Consider the following 18,401-nt stretch of genomic DNA (forward strand, 5'->3'; position numbering starts at 1 on the left):
GCGCCGACGCTTCAATCCATGGCTTCGACGCGCTCGACCATTTCGGCGCCGAACGAAATGTACGCCTGGGCGCCGCGCGAGGCGCGGTCGTAGACCACGCCTGGCAGGCCGTAGCTGGGCGCCTCGGCCAGGCGGACGTTGCGCGGGATGACGGTCGAAAACACCTTGTCGCCGAAATGCGACTCGAGCTGGGCCGACACCTGCTGCTGCAGGGTCATGCGCGGATCGAACATCACGCGCAGCAGGCCGATGAGTCGCAGGTCGCCGTTGATGTTGCGATGCACCCGCTTGATGGTATTGACCAGGTCGGACAAGCCTTCCAGGGCGAAGTATTCGCACTGCATCGGGATGATCACGCCGTGCGCCGCGGCCAGCCCGTTGAGCGTGAGGAGCGACAGCGTGGGCGGGCAATCGATCAGGATGAAATCGTACTGGCCGGCGACGCTGTCGATCGCCATCTTGAGCTGGCGCTCGCGGGCATCCATGTTGACCAGGTCGATCTCGGCGCCGGAGAGCTCGCGGTTGGCCGGCAGCACGTCGTAGCCGCCCGCTTCCGAGCGCACGCTGGCCTCGCTGATGGACGCGTCGCCGATCAGCACCTGGTAGAGGTTGGATTGCAGGGAGCTCTTGTCGATGCCGCTGCCCATCGTGGCGTTGCCCTGGGGATCGAGGTCGACCAGCAGCACGCGCTTGCCATGGGTGGCCAGGCCCGCCGCGAGGTTGATGGCGGTGGTGGTCTTGCCGACGCCGCCCTTCTGGTTGGCAATGCAGAAAACACGGGCGGGTTTGCTGGGCGGGGTATTGTTCATGGGGTTCCTTGACTGCGGCGCATCCAGATGAGGCAGCGTTGCGCATCCAGTTCCGGCACGTGCAGTGCCTGGATGTCTTCCACGCGCCACTCGCCCTGCCGGTGCAGGACGTCAATCTCTTCTTCCGGCACCTTCCCTTTCATGGCGACGAGGGTACCATCGTTGCCGACGTGGCGGCCGGCCAGCGAAGCAAAATCATTGAGTGAAGCGAAAGCGCGCGACACGACGATGTCGCAGCCGGCCGGCGGCAGATCTTCGACGCGCGCGTGCACGGCGCGCAGATTGGGCAACTCGAGCACGCCCGACATCTGCCGCACGAAGGCAGTTTTTTTCTCGACCGCGTCGATGCACGTGACTTGCCAGCCCGGCTGCATGATGGCCAGCACGACGCCGGGCAAGCCGCCGCCCGAGCCGATGTCGTACAGGCTGGCTTGCGCCGTATCGAGCGCGCCGGCAAGCGGGTTGACGATGCTGAGGCTGTCGAACAGGTGCTGCACCAGCATCTGCCCCGGGTCGCGGATCGCGGTGAGGTTGTAGGTGCGATTCCAGCGCTGCATCTGCGCCAGGTAGGCGAGCAATTGCTCGGCCTGCCTGGCCGCGATCGGCAGCGCCAGCTGGTCGCTCGCGCGCGCCAGCCGCCTGGCCAGGCCGTCGTCGGGCGCGGCGCTCATGCGGCTTGCTTGCGCGTGCCGTAGTGCAGGCGCTTGAGGTGAATGAGCAGTAGGGAAATGGCCGCAGGCGTCACGCCGGAAATGCGCGCCGCCTGTCCGATGGTTTCCGGACGGTGGTCCTTGAGTTTCTGGCGCACTTCGAAAGACAGGCTGCTGACGGCGTCATAGTCGATATCGGCCGGTATGCGCTGTTGTTCTTGCGCCAGGTGCTTCTGCACTTCGTCCTGCTGCCGGGCGATGTAGCCGGCGTATTTGACCTGGATTTCCACCTGCTCGGCCAGCACCGGATCGTCCTGCACGCCTGGACCGGCCAGCAAGGTGCCGTCGGTATTGCGGGCGTCCATGAGCGCGGCATACGACACGTTCGGGCGTTTCAACAGGTCTGATAGTGAGTACTCACGTTCAATCGCCTTGCCCAGCAGCGGTTCGGCCGCCTCGGCGGGAAAACTGCGCGGATTGACCCAGGTCGATTTCAGGCGCTCGACTTCGGCGGCCACGGCATCGCGCTTGCGGCTGAAGGCGTCCCAGCGCGCGTCGTCCACCAGGCCCAGCTTGCGGCCGATTTCGGTCAGGCGCAGGTCGGCATTGTCTTCGCGCAGGCTCAAGCGGTATTCGGCGCGGGAAGTGAACATGCGATACGGCTCGGTCACGCCGCGCGTGACCAGGTCGTCGACCAGCACGCCCAGATAGGCTTCGTCGCGGCGCGGGGTCCAGGTGTCGCGTTGCAGCGCCTGCAGGGCGGCATTGGCGCCGGCCAGCAAGCCTTGGGCGGCGGCTTCTTCATAGCCGGTGGTGCCGTTGATCTGGCCGGCGAAGAACAGGCCGCCGATGGCCTTGGTCTCGAGCGTGGTCTTCAGGGCCCGGGGGTCGAAGTAGTCGTACTCGATGGCGTAGCCCGGCCGCAGGATGTGGGCATTTTCGAGGCCGGGCAAGGAATGGATCAGCTCCCATTGCACGTCGAACGGCAGGCTGGTCGAGACGCCATTGGGATAGACCTCGTGGGTGTCCAGCCCTTCGGGCTCCAGGAATACCTGGTGCGAGGCTTTGTCGGCGAAGCGATGGATCTTGTCTTCGATGGACGGGCAGTAGCGGGGGCCCACGCCTTCGATGACGCCGCTGTACATGGGCGAGCGATCGAGGCCGCCACGGATGATGTCGTGGGTGCGCGCGTTGGTGTGGGTGATCCAGCAGGGCAATTGCCGGGGGTGCATGGCGGCCGTACCCAGGAATGAAAATACGGGTATGGGGTCCAGGTCGCCCGGCTGCTCTTCGAGCACACTGTAGTCGATGGTGCGCCCGTCGATGCGGGGCGGCGTGCCGGTCTTGAGGCGGCCCTGCGGTAGCTTGAGTTCTTTGAGGCGCTGGCCCAGCGAAATGGCGGGCGGGTCGCCGGCGCGGCCGCCGGAGTAGTTCTGCAGCCCGACATGGATCAGTCCGTTGAGGAAGGTCCCGGCAGTGAGCACGACGGTGCGGGCGCGGAATTTCAGGCCTATCTGTGTGACTGCCCCGATGACTTTGTCGCCCTGGACCATGAGGTCGTCGACGGCCTGCTGGAAGATCCAGAGGTTGGGCTGGTTTTCGAGACGGGACCGTATGGCTTTGCGGTAGAGGACGCGGTCGGCCTGGGCGCGCGTGGCGCGTACGGCGGGGCCTTTGGATCCGTTGAGGATGCGAAACTGGATTCCTGCTTCATCGGTGGCGATGGCCATGGCGCCGCCCAGGGCATCGACTTCTTTGACCAGGTGCCCTTTACCGATCCCGCCAATGGAGGGATTGCAGGACATTTGGCCCAGGGTTTCGATACTGTGCGTGAGCAGCAAGGTTTTTGCGCCGATGCGAGCCGCGGCAAGGGCGGCCTCGCTACCGGCATGGCCGCCACCCACGACAATCACGTCAAACTCGCGCGGATAATCCATGATGAAAAGCAGAAAAAAGAGCTGATGGCTGCCATTATAGTTTGGAGGCGGCCGGTGTTTCACGTGAAACATGGGGTGGATTTGAAACGAAGAACAGCAATGGGCTGTTTGTCCGTGCCGGTGCACGGTTTGGCTGGTCGGAGCTCGACTTAAGCTTGCTGCCATGGTCCTGCTCTCATGCAGGTGGATCTCCAAAATCGGCGTCCCCGGGGGCTTGCCTATGGCCAACAAAACGTCAGTCTACGTTGGAGGATGCTTCAGCTTCAATTGGGCGCCTGGCCTCGCATCGGGTACGGTGATATGGGGTAGCGGAGCCCTTCCAATCGTCGTACTGGGTATCGCGGTGTGCCTTGAGCATGGCGGTCGTGTCGGTTTTAGGTTCTTGAGACGCTCGCGCGTGTCGGTGAGGCCTGAGTGGCCACGTCGCTCGGCTCGGGCGCGCCACCAGGCGCCCTCGGCCCCCTACGGGGGCTTCCCTCCCTCCAACTGGCCACTCAGGCCTCACCGACACGCGCGAGCTCACAGTTTCTCTAAACGGACGCGTGACCACCAACTACGCTCATGGCAAGAGTAGGCGGACACCGCCACGGACTAGCCACGTTGCCTAATGACGGCGGGCGTACGGCGCATGCCACTGCTGAGAGTCCTGGCTGGGGCCGTGAGAGCGGGTCGGCCAGTTGGAGCGAGGGAAGCCCCCGTAGGGGGCCGAGGGCGCCTGGTGGCGCGCCCGAGCCGAGCGACGTGGCCGACCCGCTCTCACGGCCCCAGCCAGGACGGCCTACTGCAGATACTGACCACGTCGCTACTACCGCAAACACCCTCACCGACATAATGGCAGCCATGAAGATCCCAACAGGCATGTTCCACGTGAAACATACAAACAAGGGACCGTCTGTAATATCAAGGATGGTACGTCAGGGATTCAATACCGAGACTGCGCCTGTCGATCAACGACAACTTGTTCCACGTGGAACATGACCCATCCAGGCATAGGCCGGCCGCTTCACATTAAATGGGATCACATCCGTTTCACGTGAAACATCAGCGGGAGCAGCTTAGGTTGGAACCTGAACTAGGGCCGGTCAGTCGGTAGAACCTAACCCAACTCGAAAGAAACGCGCTGTCATCACCACGAGCTATCCACAAAAATGCCCACAGGAAAACACCTCAATTGACCCGTCAATCGACCATCAACTCGCCTGGGGATATCTTTGTGAACAACCTTTCAGATCTCATCGCAGTGCAATATGGCCGTGCAGCCTCGAATTGACCAAGAACGCATGAACTAATCTCAAACCGCCCGGCCAGCACGAATAAGCCCCCGTAAACATAGAGAAAATTACAGCAGCCCGCCCCGCCAGCCGAGAGCGGCCATCGATAGAATATTTGCTATAGCCCTGGCGGGCGAGATAGGACACGCTGTGTAAAACTGCCGCCACGTCACCGCCTCGCGACAGGACCTCCGCCAATTGGCCGAACTCCTCCACAAGTTATCCACACACTTACCCAACGACTTGCCCACATCTGCGGCAATCGCAACAATGGCGGGATCATGCGGCGGTGGCGCATACGACAACGCCCCAGCACATCACTGTGGTGGGGCGTTGCAGCCAGGAAACCCTGGCTTGCGGGAAATCGGGATTTCCCGACTCAGAGCGGGCGAATATCGGCCGCTTGCGGTCCTTTCGGACCTTCCTTGACTTCAAACTCAACTTCCTGGCCTTCGTTCAGGCTGCGATAACCGCGACCCTGGATAGCCGAGAAGTGTGCGAATACGTCGGTGCCGCCGGCGTCCGGCGTAATGAAGCCGAAACCCTTATCGGCGTTGAACCACTTGACCTTGCCCTTCTGAACCATTTGTATAGCGTCCTGATGAAAAAAAGAATGCAAGTGAATCAAGGACGCCGAAGCGAAAGGGGCCTGTGCAACACTTGAATCAACTGCGAAACTCAGCATACCCATGGCTTCGGCGGTAAACAAATAGTTGTTTACCCCTATGTCGCATTTTTTCAATTCTCCCGGCGTGGACACACACATGTCACCATCCGCCGGCCCGGCCATGGTTAGTGGGATACTTACGCGTTTCCTGTTCCCCTCTCACGCTGCTTCCTTGCCATGATCCGATCCAAGCTGCCCGATGTCGGTACGACGATTTTCACTGTCATGAGCCGGCTGGCCATCGAGCACCAGGCCATCAACCTGGGACAAGGCTTTCCCGATTTCGACCCAGACCCCCGCTTGTGCGAACTGGTCGCGCGCGCCATGTCGGCCGGCCACAACCAGTATCCGTACATGCCCGGCATCGCCCCCCCTGCGCCAGGCCATCGCCGACAAGACCCATGCCTTGTACGGCCATGCCTACGACCCCGAAACGGAAATCACGGTCACCAGCGGCGCGACCGAGGCGTTGATGGCGACGGTGCTCGCCGTCGTCAACAGCGGCGACGAAGTCGTGGTGATCGAGCCGTGCTACGACTCCTACCTGCCGGCCATCCGCCTGGCCGGCGGCACGGCGGTGCCGGTGCCGCTGCGCGCGCCGACCGCCGACGACCCGTACTACCGCATCGATTGGCAGCGCGTGCGCGACGCCATTACGTCGCGCACCCGGCTGCTGATGCTGAACTTCCCGCACAACCCCACCGGCGCGATCCTGGAAGAACGCGACCTGGATGCGCTGGAATCCATCGTGCGCGACACCGGCGTACTGCTGCTGTCCGACGAGGTCTATGAGCACATCGTGTTCGACGGCAAGCCGCACGCCAGCCTGGCGCGGCGCCCGCTGCTGGCGGAGCACGCGTTCGTGATCTCCTCCTTCGGTAAGACCTACCACACCACCGGCTGGAAGGTCGGCTACTGCTGCGCGCCGCGGCAGCTGAGCGCGGAGTTGCGCAAGGTGCACCAGTTCATGGTGTTCACCGTCTCGTCGCCCATGCAGGTCGCCCTGGCGGACTACATGCGTGATCCTGCCCCGTATAACGGCTTGCCGGCCTTCTACCAGGCCAAGCGCGACCGGCTCGCCGCGGGCCTGGCCGGCACGCGATTCAAGCCGCTGCCCAGCCCGGGGACGTTCTTCATGCTGGCCGATTACAGCGCCATATCGAAGCAGTCGGAAGCCGAATTCGCCCGCGAACTGACGGTGCAGCACGGCGTGACCGTCATCCCGGTATCGGCGTTCTACCAGCGCCCCGATGCCGAACAATCCAACCATCACCTGGTGCGCTTCTGCTTCGCCAAGAAAGACGACACCCTGGACGCGGCGATCGAGCGGCTGCAGCGCGTATAACAGTTGCCGCGGGAAGAAAAAAGGGCCGGAAGATCGAGTCTTCCGGCCCTAATTAATTGGGCGCGCTCAGGCGACGGCTTTGCGCGCCTGACGTCCTTCGCGCAATTTGCGCAGCAACTGCGGAACAACTACGACCGCGGCGGCGGCGACCCACAGGCCGATCGATACCGAGCTCTCGAACAGCACCGAAATATCGCCATTGGTGATCGACAGCGCGCGGCGCAGGTTCTGCTCCATCATGTTGCCCAGCACCACCCCCAGCACCAGGGGCGCCATGGGCACGCCGAACTTGCGCAGGAAATAGCCGATGGTGCCGATACCGACCACCATCAGCAGGTCGAAGGTGCCGGCGTTGATCGCATACACGCCGATGTAGCTGATGCTGAGAATGCCGGGCACCATCAGCCAGCCCGGCACGGACAACACCTTGGAGAACACCCGCACCATCGGGACGTTCATCACGAACAGCAGCACGTTGGCGATGAACAACGAGGCGATCAGGCCCCACACCAGCTCGGGCTTGGTGTCGAACAGCACCGGCCCGGGCGTGATGTTGTACAGCGTCAGCGCACCCATCATCACGGCCGTGGTGCCGGAGCCCGGCACCCCCAGCGTCAGCATCGGCACGAACGAGCCTATGGCCGATGCCGTGGCGGCCGACTCGGGCGCCACCAGCCCGCGCATGTCGCCCTTGCCGAACTTCGCGTTGGGGTCCTTGTTCTCGATGATGCGCTTTTCCTGCGAATAGGCCACCGCGGCCGCCACGCTGGCGCCCGCGCCAGGCAGCACGCCGACGCCGAAGCCCACCAGCGAGCTGCGCACGATGCTCCACCAGGTGAATGCCAACTCTTTCAGGTTGAACAGCTTGCGGCCGCTCGGCTTGACTTCCACGCTGTGCCCGGCGACGACCTTTTCGAGCATTTCCAGCATCTCGGCAACCGCGAACAGCGCAATGACCACCACCACGAAATCGATGCCGTCCGCCAGGTGCACGGAATCGAAGGTGTAGCGGTACACGCCGGAATTGGAATCGACGCCGACGGTGGAAATCCCCAAGCCGATCATGGCCGCCAGCACGCCCTTGATCGGCTGTTTGCCCAGCAGGCTGGTCAGGCAGCAGAAGGCGAACACCATCAGCACGAAATACTCGGCCGGCCCGAAGGCGAGCGCCCATTTGGCCAGCAGCGGCGCCAGCAGGATGATGCCCGTCACGGAAACGATGGCGCCGAAGAATGCCGAACATGCCGACAACGACAGCGCCACGTTGGCCATGCCCTGCCGCGCCAGCGGATAGCCATCGAGCGTCGTCATGATCGCGCTGGCCTCGCCCGGGACATTCAGCAGAATGGAGGTGATACGACCGCCATATTCCGCGCCCACGTAGACGGCGGCGAGCAGGATGAGGGCGGTTTCCGGAGGCAGGTTCATCGCGAATGCGATGGGAATCAGCATGGCGACGCCATTGATCGGCCCGAGCCCCGGCAGCACGCCGACCATGGTGCCGATGAACGAACCGATGGCGGCCACCAGCAGGTTGGTCAGCGAGAACGCAACGCCGAAGCCGATGGAGAGGTGATCGAGAATGCCGCTCATAGCAGGTCTCCCAGCAGACCGGTGGGCAGGACCACATCGAGCGCGTGGTCGAACAACAGGAAGAAGAAAAGGCCCATGACCAGGCCGCCGGCAGCGCATTTGAGCCACGAGCCGCCGAACAGGCGTCCCACGAAGACAGTCATCAACGCCGTGGCGATGACGAAGCCGAGCCACTGGAACAGGAACGCGTATATCGCGGCGTAGAGCACCATCAGCGCGATGCGGCCATTGGCCCCGGCCGAGTTGACCTCGATCGGGTTGCCGCCCTTGATGGCCAGGCGCAAGCCGCACAGGCCGATAATGAGCGCCACCAGCAGCGGGAAGGCGCGCGGGCCCACCGGTTCATAGGCGAAGGGAGCTTCGATATCCCAGCCCGCCCACGTCATGAAGGCGGCAAGGATCAGGGCGAGTATGCCCAGGGTTCGATCATTCATGATCTGGTTTCCAGAGAGCGCAAAGCCGCCGTCGACGCAGAGCGCGCCTCATGTAGCGTGAAACGCGGCGGCATGGAACCAGGGGCGGCCGGCGCCGCCCCATGCCTTACTTCTTGATCAGCCCGAAGCTGTCGGCCAATTCGCGGTACATCTTCACGCGCTCCTTGACGTAGGCGTCGAGCTCGGCGCCCGTCTTGTTGAACGGGAACAGTCCTTGTTGCTCGCGCAGCTTGGCGTATTCGGGCGATTCCATGGTTTTGTTGAAGGCCTCGACCCAGAATTGGTAATCCTTGTCCGAGACCTTGGGACCGACGTAGAAGCCGCGGATGATCGGCCATTCGATGTCGTAGCCTTGCTCCTTGGCGGTGGGCACCGAGTTCAGCTTGCCGGGCAGGCGCTCGTCGCTGAACACCGCCAGCACGCGGATGGGCGCGCCGCCTTCCAGCATGGTGAAGGCTTCGGCCGCGTCGCCCATGTAGGCCTGGATGTGTCCGCCGCGCAGCGCCGTGGCGGTTTCACCGCCGCCTTCGAAGGCCACGAAGCGCATCTTGCGGAAATCCACGCCGGCCGCCTTCGCGGTCAGCGCGGCTTTCATCCAGTCCTGGCTGCCCACGGTGCCGCCGGCGCCCAGGACGATCTTGGTGGGATCCTTCTTGAAGGCTTCCATCAGGTCCTTCAGCGTCTTGTAGGGCGAATCATCGCGCACCACCGCCACGCCGTAGTCGGTGCCGATGCCGGCCAGCCAGCGCACGTCGTCGACGTTGTAGCGGCCGAACTTGCCTTGCGCCAGGTTCAGCAGCGAACCGCCCGAAAAGGCCACGATGGTGCCCGGCTCGTCGGGATGCTGGGCCACGATGTTGTTGTAGGCCACCGCGCCGATGCCGCCCGGCATGTAGACGATGCGCATCGGTTCTTTCAGGGCCCCGCTCTGTTTCAGGCCTTCGGTAGCCAGGCGGCACGTCAGGTCGAAACCGCCGCCGGGCTGTGCCGGGGCGATACATTCAGGCCGGCGGGGTTCGTCCGCGGCCTGGACGGCCGTGCCCGCCAACAGCGCACAAGCGCCCAGAATCGCCGCCAGGCGGGCTTTCAGGAAAGTATGCATCTTGCGGTCTCCGTGAATCGCTTTTTAGATGTCGTCGTAGGCGGGCCCGGCACGCAGCAGGCGGACCAAGGGCCAACGGATCAGAACCGTAACCAACCCAGGCTTTCCAGAAGCTTTCAGAACCCGTCAATTTCATGCCGCGCCGCAGCATTCCGGAACGAACCTAGGGTAAACACCAATGCCGCCCGCAGGCCGGCCTGCGGCGTGCGGTTCTCGAGCACCATCTTGCCGCCATGGATTTCGACGATAGTGCCGACAATGGCCAGCCCCAGGCCGGCGCCGGGCCGGTTCTTGCCGGCGGCGCCGCGCCGGAACCGCACGCTGGCGCGCGCGATGTCCTCGGCCGACATGCCCGGGCCGCTGTCTTCCACGGTGACCCGGGCATAGCGTTCGTCCGCATAGACCCGCACGGTGACCTGGCTGCCGGGCGCCGTGTAGCGGATGGCGTTGTCGACCAGGTTGCTGAGCGCCTCGCGCAACAGCCAGTCGACCCCCTGGATGCAGACCGGCATGCTGGAAGCCTCCAGCCCCAGGTCCAGCCGGCGCGCCCGCGCCGCCGGCAACAGGGCGCGGATGACCCCCTGGGCGACCTCGGCCAAGTCGACCCGCTCGGGCGCCAGCCCGCCTTCGGCCAGGGTGGCGTCCTTGGCGCGCGCCAGCGACAGCATCTGGTTGGTGGTGCGCACGGCCCGGTCCAGGCCTTCTTGCATGGCCAGCAACACGGCGCGGACTTCTTCGGGGTCGGTTTCGCGCAGCGCATAGGCGGTCTGGGTGCGCAGGACCGACAGCGGCGTGCGCAGTTGATGCGATGCGTCGTCCAGGAACTGCCGCTGCAGCCTCGCCTGGGCCGCAAAACGGGCCATGTGGAGGTTAATCGCGTCGACCAGGGGTACGACCTCACCCGGGATGTCCGATGCGCTCACGGGGCTTAAATCGTCTGTAGAGCGGTTTTCCACATCCTGGCGCAATCGTTCCAGGGGACGGACCACCATGAACACGCTCCAGACCACCACCACGATGACGATCAGGATGACCACGATGTCGCGCTCGAGCGCGCGCAGCAGCGCCCGGTCGAGGAAGTCCTGGCGCGATTCGAGCGTTTCGGCCACTTGCACGATGACGCGCCCGCCGTGGTCGTTGTACAGCGGCGGGTCCATGGGCCGCGCCAGGGCCGCCACCCGTACCTGCTGCCCCTGGTATTCCGCATAGAAGAACTGCGGTTGTCCGGAAATGAGCGGTTTTTCCGGCAACGGCAGCCCCGGGCTGCCGATTTCCGCCAGGCCGTCCTCGGTGGCGACCCGGTAGTACACGCTGCCATTGGCCGTCAACTCGAAGAATTCCAGCATCAAGTACGGCTGTTCCATGGCTAATCCACCGCTGGCTGTGGATATGTTGTGGTCGATGGAACGCAGCGCTCCTGACAGCGAGCGGTCATAGGCCAGGTCTACCTGGGTGCGCAACTGGTGGTTCGACAGCCATAGCGCCACCAGCATGATGAACACCAGGGCCGGGATCAGCCACCACAACAGCAGCGACTTGAGCGTGCGGTGGGGCGCCGCCCGCAGCCATGCCCGCAGCCTATTTTTCAACCACGGCCTCCAGGCAATAACCGATGCCGCGCAGCGTGACGACTTGTACACCGGTATTGGTGAGCTTCTTGCGCAGGCGGTGCACCAGGACTTCGATGGCTTCGAGGTTGACGTCGGAATCGTCGGTCTGGATGCGGTCGAGGATCTGCTGCTTGTTCATCGGTTCGCCGCTGCGCTGGATGAGCACCCGCAGCACGGCGTGTTCGCGTGGGGATAACTGCAAAGGTTGGCCTTGTACCGTGAAACGCTGTGTAGAAGTGTCCAGCACCAGGTTGCCCAGCGACAAGCGCGGATGTTCGCGGCCGCGGCTGCGGCGGATCAGCGCGGTCAAGCGGGCTTCGAGTTCTTCCAGCACGAACGGTTTCGGCAGGAAATCGTCGGCGCCTTCATGCAGGGTGCCCACCCGCTCCGCCAGCGAGTCGCGCGCGGTCAGCACCAACACCGGGGTACGGTCGTCGCGCGCGCGAATTTTGGACAACAAGGTATGGCCGTCCATGCCCGGCAGGCCCAGGTCCAGGATGACCGCGTCGAACTCTTCCACTGCCAGGCGGCGTTCCGCCAATACCCCGTCATCGGCCCATTCGACCACGAAGCCGGCATGGCGGGCGAGGCTGCGGGACAGCCAGCGGGCCAGCTCGGCTTCGTCTTCTATCAGCAGGATGCGCATGGGTTGAATTCAGGCGGGATGGTGGCGCTGGTAGGCATAGATGTTTTTCTCCTCTTTTCTTCTTTATATAAAGAATGATGATTAATAAGGCCTGTGGATAACTGCATCAACTCAAAAAAGCGATTCTATTTCATGCGCTTGCAGCGTTTTTTGGGTGTGCAGGACTTCTGTTTGGCGCCAGGACGCAAGTTGAACAACTTTTCGGCCCGGATGGAAATGGGCGGCTTGTTCAACTGGGGTCCACACGCTGTGCACAGCGGCGCATCTTAGAGGTTATCCACAGGGCGGGTGTTGGGAAGACGGCGGCATATTTCTTTAGGGTGAATACTTACTTTCAACTTGAGGAATTCAATCGCAAGAACCAGGGTTCTTGCGATTGAATTCTGATCTACAGTGCCGATATGCCTACTCCTGGATCCACCATGCCGCCCGTTGCCTATGAAACCGATGACGCCCGCTGGGCCGCCGTGCAGGCGCGCGACGCCCGGGCCGACGGCAGCTTCGTCTATGCCGTGCGCACCACCGGAGTGTATTGCCGGCCCAGCAGTTCGGCCCGCCTGCCGCGTCGCGAGAACGTCGAATTCTTCGATACGCCGCAAGCGGCGGAAGCCGCCGGCTACCGGCCCAGCCGCCGCGCGACAGCGGACCGCGGCAGCGCCGCCGCCCGCCGCACGGCCCTGGTGGAGCAAGCCTGCCGGCATATCGAGCGCGCCGAGACGCCGCCCAGCCTGGAGACCCTGGCCCGCCAGGCCGGCCTGAGCACCTTTCACTTTCACCGCCTGTTCAGGGCCGAAACGGGGCTGACGCCCAAGGCCTATGCGGACGCCTACCGCGCCCATCGGCTACGCCAGGAATTGAACGGCGCCGGTACGGTGACCGAGGCGATCTATGGCGCAGGGTTCAACTCCAACAGCCGCTTCTATGAAGCTTCGGGGCGCCTGCTGGGCATGCGGCCAGCCGACTACAAGGCTGGCGGACCCAATACAGATATAGACTTTGCCGTGGGTGAGTGCTCACTTGGCTCGATACTCGTGGCGCGCAGCCAGCGCGGCATCTGCGTCATCTGGCTGGGCGACGATCCCGATCGGCTGGTGCGCGATTTGCAGGATCGCTTCCCGCGCGCCCGGCTGCGCGGCGGCGATCCCGAATTCGAGCAACTGGTCGCACAGGTGGTGGGTTTCGTGGAGGCGCCGGCCCTGGGCCTGAACCTGCCGCTGGACGTGCGCGGCACCGCCTTCCAGGAGCGTGTCTGGCAAGCGCTGCGCGACATCGCGCCCGGGCAGACCGCGAGCTATACCGATATCGCGCGCCGTATCGGCGCACCCAAGGCTGTGCGGGCAGTGGCCCAGGCGTGCGGGGCGAATCCGTTGGCGGTGGCCATACCTTGCCACCGCATCGTCCGGCGCGACGGCGATGTGTCCGGGTATCGCTGGGGGGTCGAACGCAAGCGCGAACTGCTGCGCCGGGAAGCGGATGCCATGGGCGAGGCGGCATGACTGGCGGGCCGGCACCTGGCGCGCCTGGCGGGCGGTGGCGGTTGACCGGCCCGGACGGCCGCCAGTACTGCAGCGAGCGGCCGGGCACGCTCGGCGGACACCGCGGCACCCGCATCTATGGGCGCCTGGATTGCCGTGCCGCGCGGCTGGCCATCGCGCGCGGCGGCTATGTGCGCTACCGGGTATTCTTCGCCGACGAGGCCGCCGCGCTGGCCGCCGGCTACCGGCCGTGCGCCGTCTGCCTGCCCGGGCCCTACGCGGCATGGAAGGCCGCCCGCGCACGCTAGCTGTGAAGTGTCAAGACGTTGTATCCAACCAGGTTGAGTCTGGAGATGGGTGTGGCGCGTCCGATGCCCTGGTGAGGTCGATGCCAGTTGTAGTGGTGTAACCAGGAATTCATGGCCAGGGCTCGGTGCTGTGAGTTTTGATAGGTGTAGGCATAGGCCCACTCTCGCAATGCCGACTGGATGAACCGCTCGGCCTTGCCATTGGTCTGGGGCCGATAAGGGCGCGTGAAGCGGTGTTTGATGCCCAATTGGCGGCACAAGGCGGCGAAGGCATGGCTACGGAAGGCCGAGCCGTTGTCGGTCAGCAGCCGCTTGATGGTCACGCCCAGGGCGGCGTAATAAGACGCGGCATCCCGTAGGAACTGGCATGCGCTGGGGCTACGTTCATCGGGATGGATATCGGTAAAAGCCACGCGAGCGTGGTCGTCGATGGCCACGAAGACGTAGTCCCAGCCAGCTCCCTCGACGGTATCGCGCCGATCGCCCGTGACGCGATGGCCGGGGCGCTGGATGCGGCCCAGCTTCTTGATGTCGATATGCAACAACTCGCCTGGGGCCGAGTGTTCGTAGCGCACCACCGGCTCGGCAGGCTCCAGATCGGCCAGGCGCGACAGCCCGGCCCGAGCCAGGACCCGGCTGACGGTGCTGGCGGACACGCCCAGGGCCTGTGCGATGCGCGCCTGGGTCAGCCGCTTGCGGCGCAGCTCCACGATGGCCAGCGCCTTGGCCGGGGCAATCGCTCGGGGCGAGACCGCCGGGCGCGAGGACGCGTCGGCCAGGCCCGCCTGGCCTTGGGCCAGGAACCGCCCCAGCCACTTGCGTACCGTGGGCGCAGTCACCCCATAGACCACGGCTGCCTCGGGAGCGCTTAATTGCTTGGCGGTCAGTTGTTGGACCATTTCAAGTCGACGTATGAACGTCAGTCGGGCATGCTTATGGGTGTTCATCCGGCCGGACTCCTTGAGTGAACTGGGGGTTTGGCGATTTCCAGTTTCTCAAATCCGGTTCGGATGAACCATGCATACAACCTATTGAATCTTCACAGCTAGCCGGCAAACCCTCCTTCGTCCAGGAAGGCCTGCTCCTCGGGCGTGGTGTCCCGCCCCAGCAGCGCATTGCGGTGCGGGAAACGGCCAAAGCGCTCGACGATGCGCAGGTGATCTTCCGCGTGGTATAGCCAGGGCTCGCCCAGCTGGCGTTGCAGCGCCACCGACTGGCGCTGGTCGTCCAGGCTTTCAGAATGGGACAGGGGCAGGTAGCAGAACACCCGCATGCCCGTTTCGATGCGCGCGTCGTGGCCGGCCTCCAGGAGGCGGCGCGTGTAGTAGCGGGCCAGCGGATCGGTGGCGTACATGTGCCCGGTGCCGCGGAACGCGTTGCGCGGAAACTGGTCCAGCAGGATCAGCAGCGCCAGCGCGCCGGGCGCGCTGCTTTCCCAGTGATCGAGTTCACGCCGGGCGGCAGCCATGTGCAGGTCCAGGAAACGTTCGCGGAATGCCTGGTCGAAGGCCGTGTCCTTGCGGAACCAGCGCTCGGGACCCGCTTCGCGCCAGAACCGGACCACGGCGTCCGGGTCGTCATGGGGCTTGTTCAAGATCGGTTTCCTCCGGGTTTGACGGCATGTCGCTGCGGCGAGCATACCCTGCATGGCGGCGCAAGGACTAGTCACATTGCAGTGGTCCGGCAGGTCTCTCGGCGAATATTCACGCGCGCATGGCGAGCCTATCTTGCAGGCATGTCCAATGACATGAGCAAGCAATCATGGCCAACCAGTCTTCCACGGGCGCCGCGACCCGTGTCCTGATCTCGAGCACGTTCGCTTTCACGATCTGCTTCGCGGTATGGATGATCTTTGCCGTGCTGGGAATTCCGATCAAGAACCAGCTCGGGCTGTCCGAAACCGAATTCGGCCTGCTGGCCGCCACGCCGGTCTTGAGCGGGTCGCTCATTCGCGTGCCGCTGGGCATCTGGACCGACCGCTACGGCGGCCGCATCGTGTTCTTCCTGCTGATGCTCGTCTCCGTGCCGGCCATCTGGCTGCTGGCCTATGCCACCGAGTTCTGGCAGTTCCTGTTGCTGGGCCTGTTCGTCGGCCTGACCGGCGGTTCGTTCTCCGTGGGCACGCCTTACGTGGCGCGCTGGTTCCCGCGCAACCGGCAAGGCCTGGCCATGGGTGTCTTCGGCGCCGGCAACTCCGGTTCGGCGCTCACCAAGTTCGTCGCGCCGGCGCTCATCGCCGCGGCCGGCGGCGCCTGGGTCATCGTGCCCAAGGTCTACGCCGTCGCGCTGCTGGTCACCGCTATCCTGTTCTGGCTGTTCTCCGCCACCAACCCGGCCCACAACGTGCGCGGCGGGGCGAGCCTGTCGGCCCAGATCGCGATGCTGCGCTACCCGCGCGTGTGGCGCTATTGCCAGTACTACTCGGTGGTGTTCGGCGGGTACGTGGCGCTGGCCCTGTGGATGACCAAGTACTACGTCGGCGAGTACGGTTTCGACATGAAAATCGCCGCGCTGCTGGCAGCCTGCTTTTCGCTGCCTGGCGGCGTACTGCGGGCGGTGGGCGGCTGGATATCCGACAAATACGGCGCCTACCGCACCACCTGGTGGGTCATGTGGGTGTGCTGGGTCGCCTTCTTCATTCTCAGTTATCCCCAGACGCATTTCATCATCCAGACCGATACCGGCGCGCGCGAATTCTCGCTGGTGCTCGGCCCCACCATGTTCACCGTCCTGATGTTCGTGGTCGGCATCGCCATGGCGATCGGCAAGGCCTCGGTGTTCAAGTTCATCTCGGATGAATTCGACAGCAACATCGGCGCCGTGTCCGGCATTGTCGGCCTGGCCGGCGGCCTCGGCGGGTTCGTGCTGCCCATTCTGTTCGGCGCCCTGCTCGACCTGACCGGCATCCGCTCCAGCGCCTTCATGCTGATGTACGGCACGGTGTGCGTCTCGCTCATCTGGATGCACTACAGCTTCCGCCCCGAAATGCGCCAGCCGGCCATGCGCGCCGCCTGACGACGCCATCGGCATTCATCCCCCATCCCTGCCGGACGGCCCGCCGTCCGGCTCATCAGCCCGCGAGAGCATCATGTCCAGTAGCTATGTCCTGACCCGCTGGGAACCGGAAAACCAGAATTTCTGGCGCACCACCGGCGCCCGCATCGCCAACCGCAACCTGTGGATATCCATACCGGCGCTCAGCCTGGCATTCTGCATCTGGATGCTGTGGAGCGTCGTCGTGGTCAACCTGGACAAGGCCGGCTTCCTGTTGTCCAAGAACCAGATGTTCTGGCTGACGGCGCTGCCGGCGTTGTCCGGCGCCACGCTGCGCATCTTCTATTCGTTCCTGGTGCCGGTGTTCGGCGGCCGCCGCTGGACCGCGATCTCCACCGCCACCCTGCTCATTCCCGCCATCGGCATGGGCTTCGCGCTGCGCGACCCGACCACCTCCTACCCGACCCTGCTGGCGCTGGCGCTGCTGTGCGGCTTCGGTGGCGGCAATTTCAGTTCCAGCATGGCCAACATCAGCTTCTTCTTCCCCAAGGAGAAAAAAGGCTTCGCCACCGGCATGAATGCCGGCATCGGCAACCTGGGCGTGTCGCTGGTGCAGTTCGTGGTGCCGGTCATCATCACCATGGGCGTGTTCGGCACGCTGGGCGGCGACCCGCAGCGCTTTGTCGTCGATGGCGTCGAACACCGGATATGGCTGCAGAACGCCGGCTTCATCTGGGTGCCCATCATCCTGGTGTCGGCGCTGGCCGCCTGGTTCGGCATGAACGACATCGCCGACGCCCGCGCCTCCTTCGCCGACCAGGCCGTCATTTTCAAGCGCAAGCACAACTGGCTGATGTGCTGGCTGTACATCGGCACGTTCGGCTCGTTCATCGGGTTCTCGGCCGGCTTCGCCATGCTCACCAAGGCGCTGTTCCCGGGCGTCAACCCGGTTACCTACGCGTTCCTGGGGCCGCTGGTGGGTTCGCTGACACGGCCGCTGGGCGGCTGGATCTCCGACAAGATCGGCGGCGCGCGCGTCACGCTGCTGGTGTTCGCCGGCATGATCGGCGCCGTGCTCGGCGTGCTGGCCTTCGTGCCCGGCCAGGGCAGCGCCGGCAACTTCCCGGCCTTCCTGGCGATGTTCATCGTGCTGTTCGCCTTGACCGGCGTGGGCAACGGCTCGACGTTCCGCATGATTCCCGTGATCTTCCTGCACGAGCGCACCCTGGCCGCGCAAGGACAAGGCCCGCAGGCCGAAAAGCAGGCCGTGATGGACGCCGGCAAGGAGTCCGCGGCGGTGCTCGGCTTCTCCGGCGCCATCGGCGCCTACGGCGGTTTCTTCATTCCCCGCAGCTTCGGCACCTCGCTCGAGATGACGGGCAGCGTGAGCGCGGCGCTGTATTGCTTCATTGCGTTCTACGTCAGCTGCCTGTGCATAACCTGGTGGTACTACGCGCGCCGCAACGCGCCGGTGCCGTGCTGATCCGGCCTGCCGGTGACTAGTCACTTCGACTCATCAGGACTAGTCCGCTTGATGTGGCGACCCTCTACCAGCGATGA

At 64.3% G+C, this 18,401-nt stretch carries 15 protein-coding genes and 1 pseudogene; 5 read left to right on the forward strand and 11 right to left on the reverse strand.

Annotated features, from left to right (window positions below):
• Nucleotides 1-11: 11 nt before the first annotated feature.
• From CAL24_RS23710 to CAL24_RS23725, 4 genes are all read right to left on the reverse strand, one after another.
• Complete coding sequence (locus tag CAL24_RS23710) at nucleotides 12-809, reverse strand: ParA family protein (protein ID WP_028353918.1); 798 nt, start codon at nucleotides 807-809, stop codon at nucleotides 12-14.
• Nucleotides 806-1,480 carry a 16S rRNA (guanine(527)-N(7))-methyltransferase RsmG gene (gene rsmG / locus CAL24_RS23715; RefSeq protein WP_094808083.1) on the reverse strand — a complete coding sequence of 225 codons (675 nt, stop codon included), beginning with the start codon at nucleotides 1,478-1,480 and terminating at the stop codon, nucleotides 806-808. The genes CAL24_RS23710 and rsmG overlap by 4 nt, the downstream gene beginning before the upstream one ends.
• Entirely contained in the window at nucleotides 1,477-3,396 is a 1,920-nt protein-coding gene (mnmG, locus tag CAL24_RS23720) for a tRNA uridine-5-carboxymethylaminomethyl(34) synthesis enzyme MnmG (RefSeq protein WP_094808084.1), read from the reverse strand. The genes rsmG and mnmG overlap by 4 nt, the downstream gene beginning before the upstream one ends.
• A gap of 1,650 nt (nucleotides 3,397-5,046) precedes the next feature.
• The gene (locus tag CAL24_RS23725; protein ID WP_026640535.1) at nucleotides 5,047-5,253 is read right to left on the reverse strand and encodes a cold-shock protein; all 207 of its coding nucleotides are present in this window, start codon (nucleotides 5,251-5,253) and stop codon (nucleotides 5,047-5,049) included.
• A 258-nt stretch (nucleotides 5,254-5,511) separates the two neighbouring features.
• Here CAL24_RS23725 and CAL24_RS23730 point away from each other — a divergent pair.
• Nucleotides 5,512-6,679, forward strand: a pseudogene (locus tag CAL24_RS23730) (pyridoxal phosphate-dependent aminotransferase).
• A 66-nt stretch (nucleotides 6,680-6,745) separates the two neighbouring features.
• On the opposite strand, the gene CAL24_RS23735 reads toward CAL24_RS23730, so the two are convergent.
• The 5 genes from CAL24_RS23735 to CAL24_RS23755 all read right to left on the reverse strand — a co-directional run bounded on the left by CAL24_RS23735 (nucleotide 6,746) and on the right by CAL24_RS23755 (nucleotide 12,064).
• Nucleotides 6,746-8,272 (reverse strand): tripartite tricarboxylate transporter permease, encoded by a 1,527-nt coding sequence (locus CAL24_RS23735; RefSeq protein ID WP_094808085.1) that lies wholly within the window; start codon nucleotides 8,270-8,272, stop codon nucleotides 6,746-6,748.
• Nucleotides 8,269-8,706: a tripartite tricarboxylate transporter TctB family protein gene (locus tag CAL24_RS23740; protein WP_094808086.1), complete on the reverse strand. Its 438-nt coding sequence runs from the start codon at nucleotides 8,704-8,706 to the stop codon at nucleotides 8,269-8,271. Before CAL24_RS23740 ends, CAL24_RS23735 begins: the two co-directional genes overlap by 4 nt.
• A 106-nt stretch (nucleotides 8,707-8,812) precedes the next feature.
• The gene (locus CAL24_RS23745; RefSeq protein WP_028353912.1) at nucleotides 8,813-9,808 is read right to left on the reverse strand and encodes a Bug family tripartite tricarboxylate transporter substrate binding protein; all 996 of its coding nucleotides are present in this window, start codon (nucleotides 9,806-9,808) and stop codon (nucleotides 8,813-8,815) included.
• Nucleotides 9,809-9,924: 116 nt separating this feature from the next.
• Nucleotides 9,925-11,301: a sensor histidine kinase gene (locus tag CAL24_RS23750; RefSeq protein WP_051439369.1), complete on the reverse strand. Its 1,377-nt coding sequence runs from the start codon at nucleotides 11,299-11,301 to the stop codon at nucleotides 9,925-9,927.
• Nucleotides 11,302-11,386: 85 nt separating this feature from the next.
• Nucleotides 11,387-12,064 (reverse strand): response regulator, encoded by a 678-nt coding sequence (locus tag CAL24_RS23755; RefSeq protein ID WP_028353910.1) that lies wholly within the window; start codon nucleotides 12,062-12,064, stop codon nucleotides 11,387-11,389.
• Between the two features lie 422 nt (nucleotides 12,065-12,486).
• On the opposite strand from CAL24_RS23755, the gene ada reads away from it, so the two are divergent.
• Both ada and CAL24_RS23765 read left to right on the forward strand, forming a co-directional pair.
• Entirely contained in the window at nucleotides 12,487-13,560 is a 1,074-nt protein-coding gene (gene ada / locus CAL24_RS23760; protein ID WP_094808087.1) for a bifunctional DNA-binding transcriptional regulator/O6-methylguanine-DNA methyltransferase Ada, read from the forward strand.
• Nucleotides 13,557-13,847: an Ada metal-binding domain-containing protein gene (locus tag CAL24_RS23765; protein WP_051439361.1), complete on the forward strand. Its 291-nt coding sequence runs from the start codon at nucleotides 13,557-13,559 to the stop codon at nucleotides 13,845-13,847. Before ada ends, CAL24_RS23765 begins: the two co-directional genes overlap by 4 nt.
• On the opposite strand, the gene CAL24_RS23770 is transcribed toward CAL24_RS23765, so the two are convergent.
• Entirely contained in the window at nucleotides 13,844-14,794 is a 951-nt protein-coding gene (locus tag CAL24_RS23770; RefSeq protein WP_094808088.1) for an IS481 family transposase, read from the reverse strand. The genes CAL24_RS23765 and CAL24_RS23770 overlap by 4 nt on opposite strands.
• A 98-nt stretch (nucleotides 14,795-14,892) precedes the next feature.
• On the reverse strand, nucleotides 14,893-15,441 hold the full coding sequence (locus tag CAL24_RS23775; protein WP_249278621.1) for a DUF924 family protein: 549 nt from the start codon (nucleotides 15,439-15,441) through the stop codon (nucleotides 14,893-14,895).
• Between the two features lie 167 nt (nucleotides 15,442-15,608).
• Between CAL24_RS23775 and CAL24_RS23780 the strand changes: the two genes are divergently transcribed.
• Both CAL24_RS23780 and CAL24_RS23785 read left to right on the forward strand, forming a co-directional pair.
• Nucleotides 15,609-16,862: an MFS transporter gene (locus CAL24_RS23780; RefSeq protein ID WP_094808090.1), complete on the forward strand. Its 1,254-nt coding sequence runs from the start codon at nucleotides 15,609-15,611 to the stop codon at nucleotides 16,860-16,862.
• A gap of 73 nt (nucleotides 16,863-16,935) precedes the next feature.
• Complete coding sequence (locus tag CAL24_RS23785) at nucleotides 16,936-18,324, forward strand: NarK family nitrate/nitrite MFS transporter (RefSeq protein WP_094808091.1); 1,389 nt, start codon at nucleotides 16,936-16,938, stop codon at nucleotides 18,322-18,324.
• The last annotated feature ends 77 nt before the right edge of the window (nucleotides 18,325-18,401 follow it).

This window comes from Bordetella genomosp. 2, from assembly GCF_002261345.1.
Taxonomy (GTDB): domain Bacteria; phylum Pseudomonadota; class Gammaproteobacteria; order Burkholderiales; family Burkholderiaceae_B; genus Bordetella_A.

What these genes read in the sequence shown, in the direction of transcription:
- CAL24_RS23710 (WP_028353918.1), bottom strand. Translation starts at nt 809, where the DNA reads ATGAACAATACCCCGCCCAGCAAACCCGCCCGTGTTTTCTGCATTGCC.
- rsmG (WP_094808083.1), bottom strand. Translation starts at nt 1,480, where the DNA reads ATGAGCGCCGCGCCCGACGACGGCCTGGCCAGGCGGCTGGCGCGCGCG.
- mnmG (WP_094808084.1), bottom strand. Translation starts at nt 3,396, where the DNA reads ATGGATTATCCGCGCGAGTTTGACGTGATTGTCGTGGGTGGCGGCCAT.
- CAL24_RS23725 (WP_026640535.1), bottom strand. Translation starts at nt 5,253, where the DNA reads ATGGTTCAGAAGGGCAAGGTCAAGTGGTTCAACGCCGATAAGGGTTTC.
- CAL24_RS23735 (WP_094808085.1), bottom strand. Translation starts at nt 8,272, where the DNA reads ATGAGCGGCATTCTCGATCACCTCTCCATCGGCTTCGGCGTTGCGTTC.
- CAL24_RS23740 (WP_094808086.1), bottom strand. Translation starts at nt 8,706, where the DNA reads ATGAATGATCGAACCCTGGGCATACTCGCCCTGATCCTTGCCGCCTTC.
- CAL24_RS23745 (WP_028353912.1), bottom strand. Translation starts at nt 9,808, where the DNA reads ATGCATACTTTCCTGAAAGCCCGCCTGGCGGCGATTCTGGGCGCTTGT.
- CAL24_RS23750 (WP_051439369.1), bottom strand. Translation starts at nt 11,301, where the DNA reads ATGCTGGTGGCGCTATGGCTGTCGAACCACCAGTTGCGCACCCAGGTA.
- CAL24_RS23755 (WP_028353910.1), bottom strand. Translation starts at nt 12,064, where the DNA reads ATGCGCATCCTGCTGATAGAAGACGAAGCCGAGCTGGCCCGCTGGCTG.
- ada (WP_094808087.1), top strand. Translation starts at nt 12,487, where the DNA reads ATGCCGCCCGTTGCCTATGAAACCGATGACGCCCGCTGGGCCGCCGTG.
- CAL24_RS23765 (WP_051439361.1), top strand. Translation starts at nt 13,557, where the DNA reads ATGACTGGCGGGCCGGCACCTGGCGCGCCTGGCGGGCGGTGGCGGTTG.
- CAL24_RS23770 (WP_094808088.1), bottom strand. Translation starts at nt 14,794, where the DNA reads ATGAACACCCATAAGCATGCCCGACTGACGTTCATACGTCGACTTGAA.
- CAL24_RS23780 (WP_094808090.1), top strand. Translation starts at nt 15,609, where the DNA reads ATGGCCAACCAGTCTTCCACGGGCGCCGCGACCCGTGTCCTGATCTCG.
- CAL24_RS23785 (WP_094808091.1), top strand. Translation starts at nt 16,936, where the DNA reads ATGTCCAGTAGCTATGTCCTGACCCGCTGGGAACCGGAAAACCAGAAT.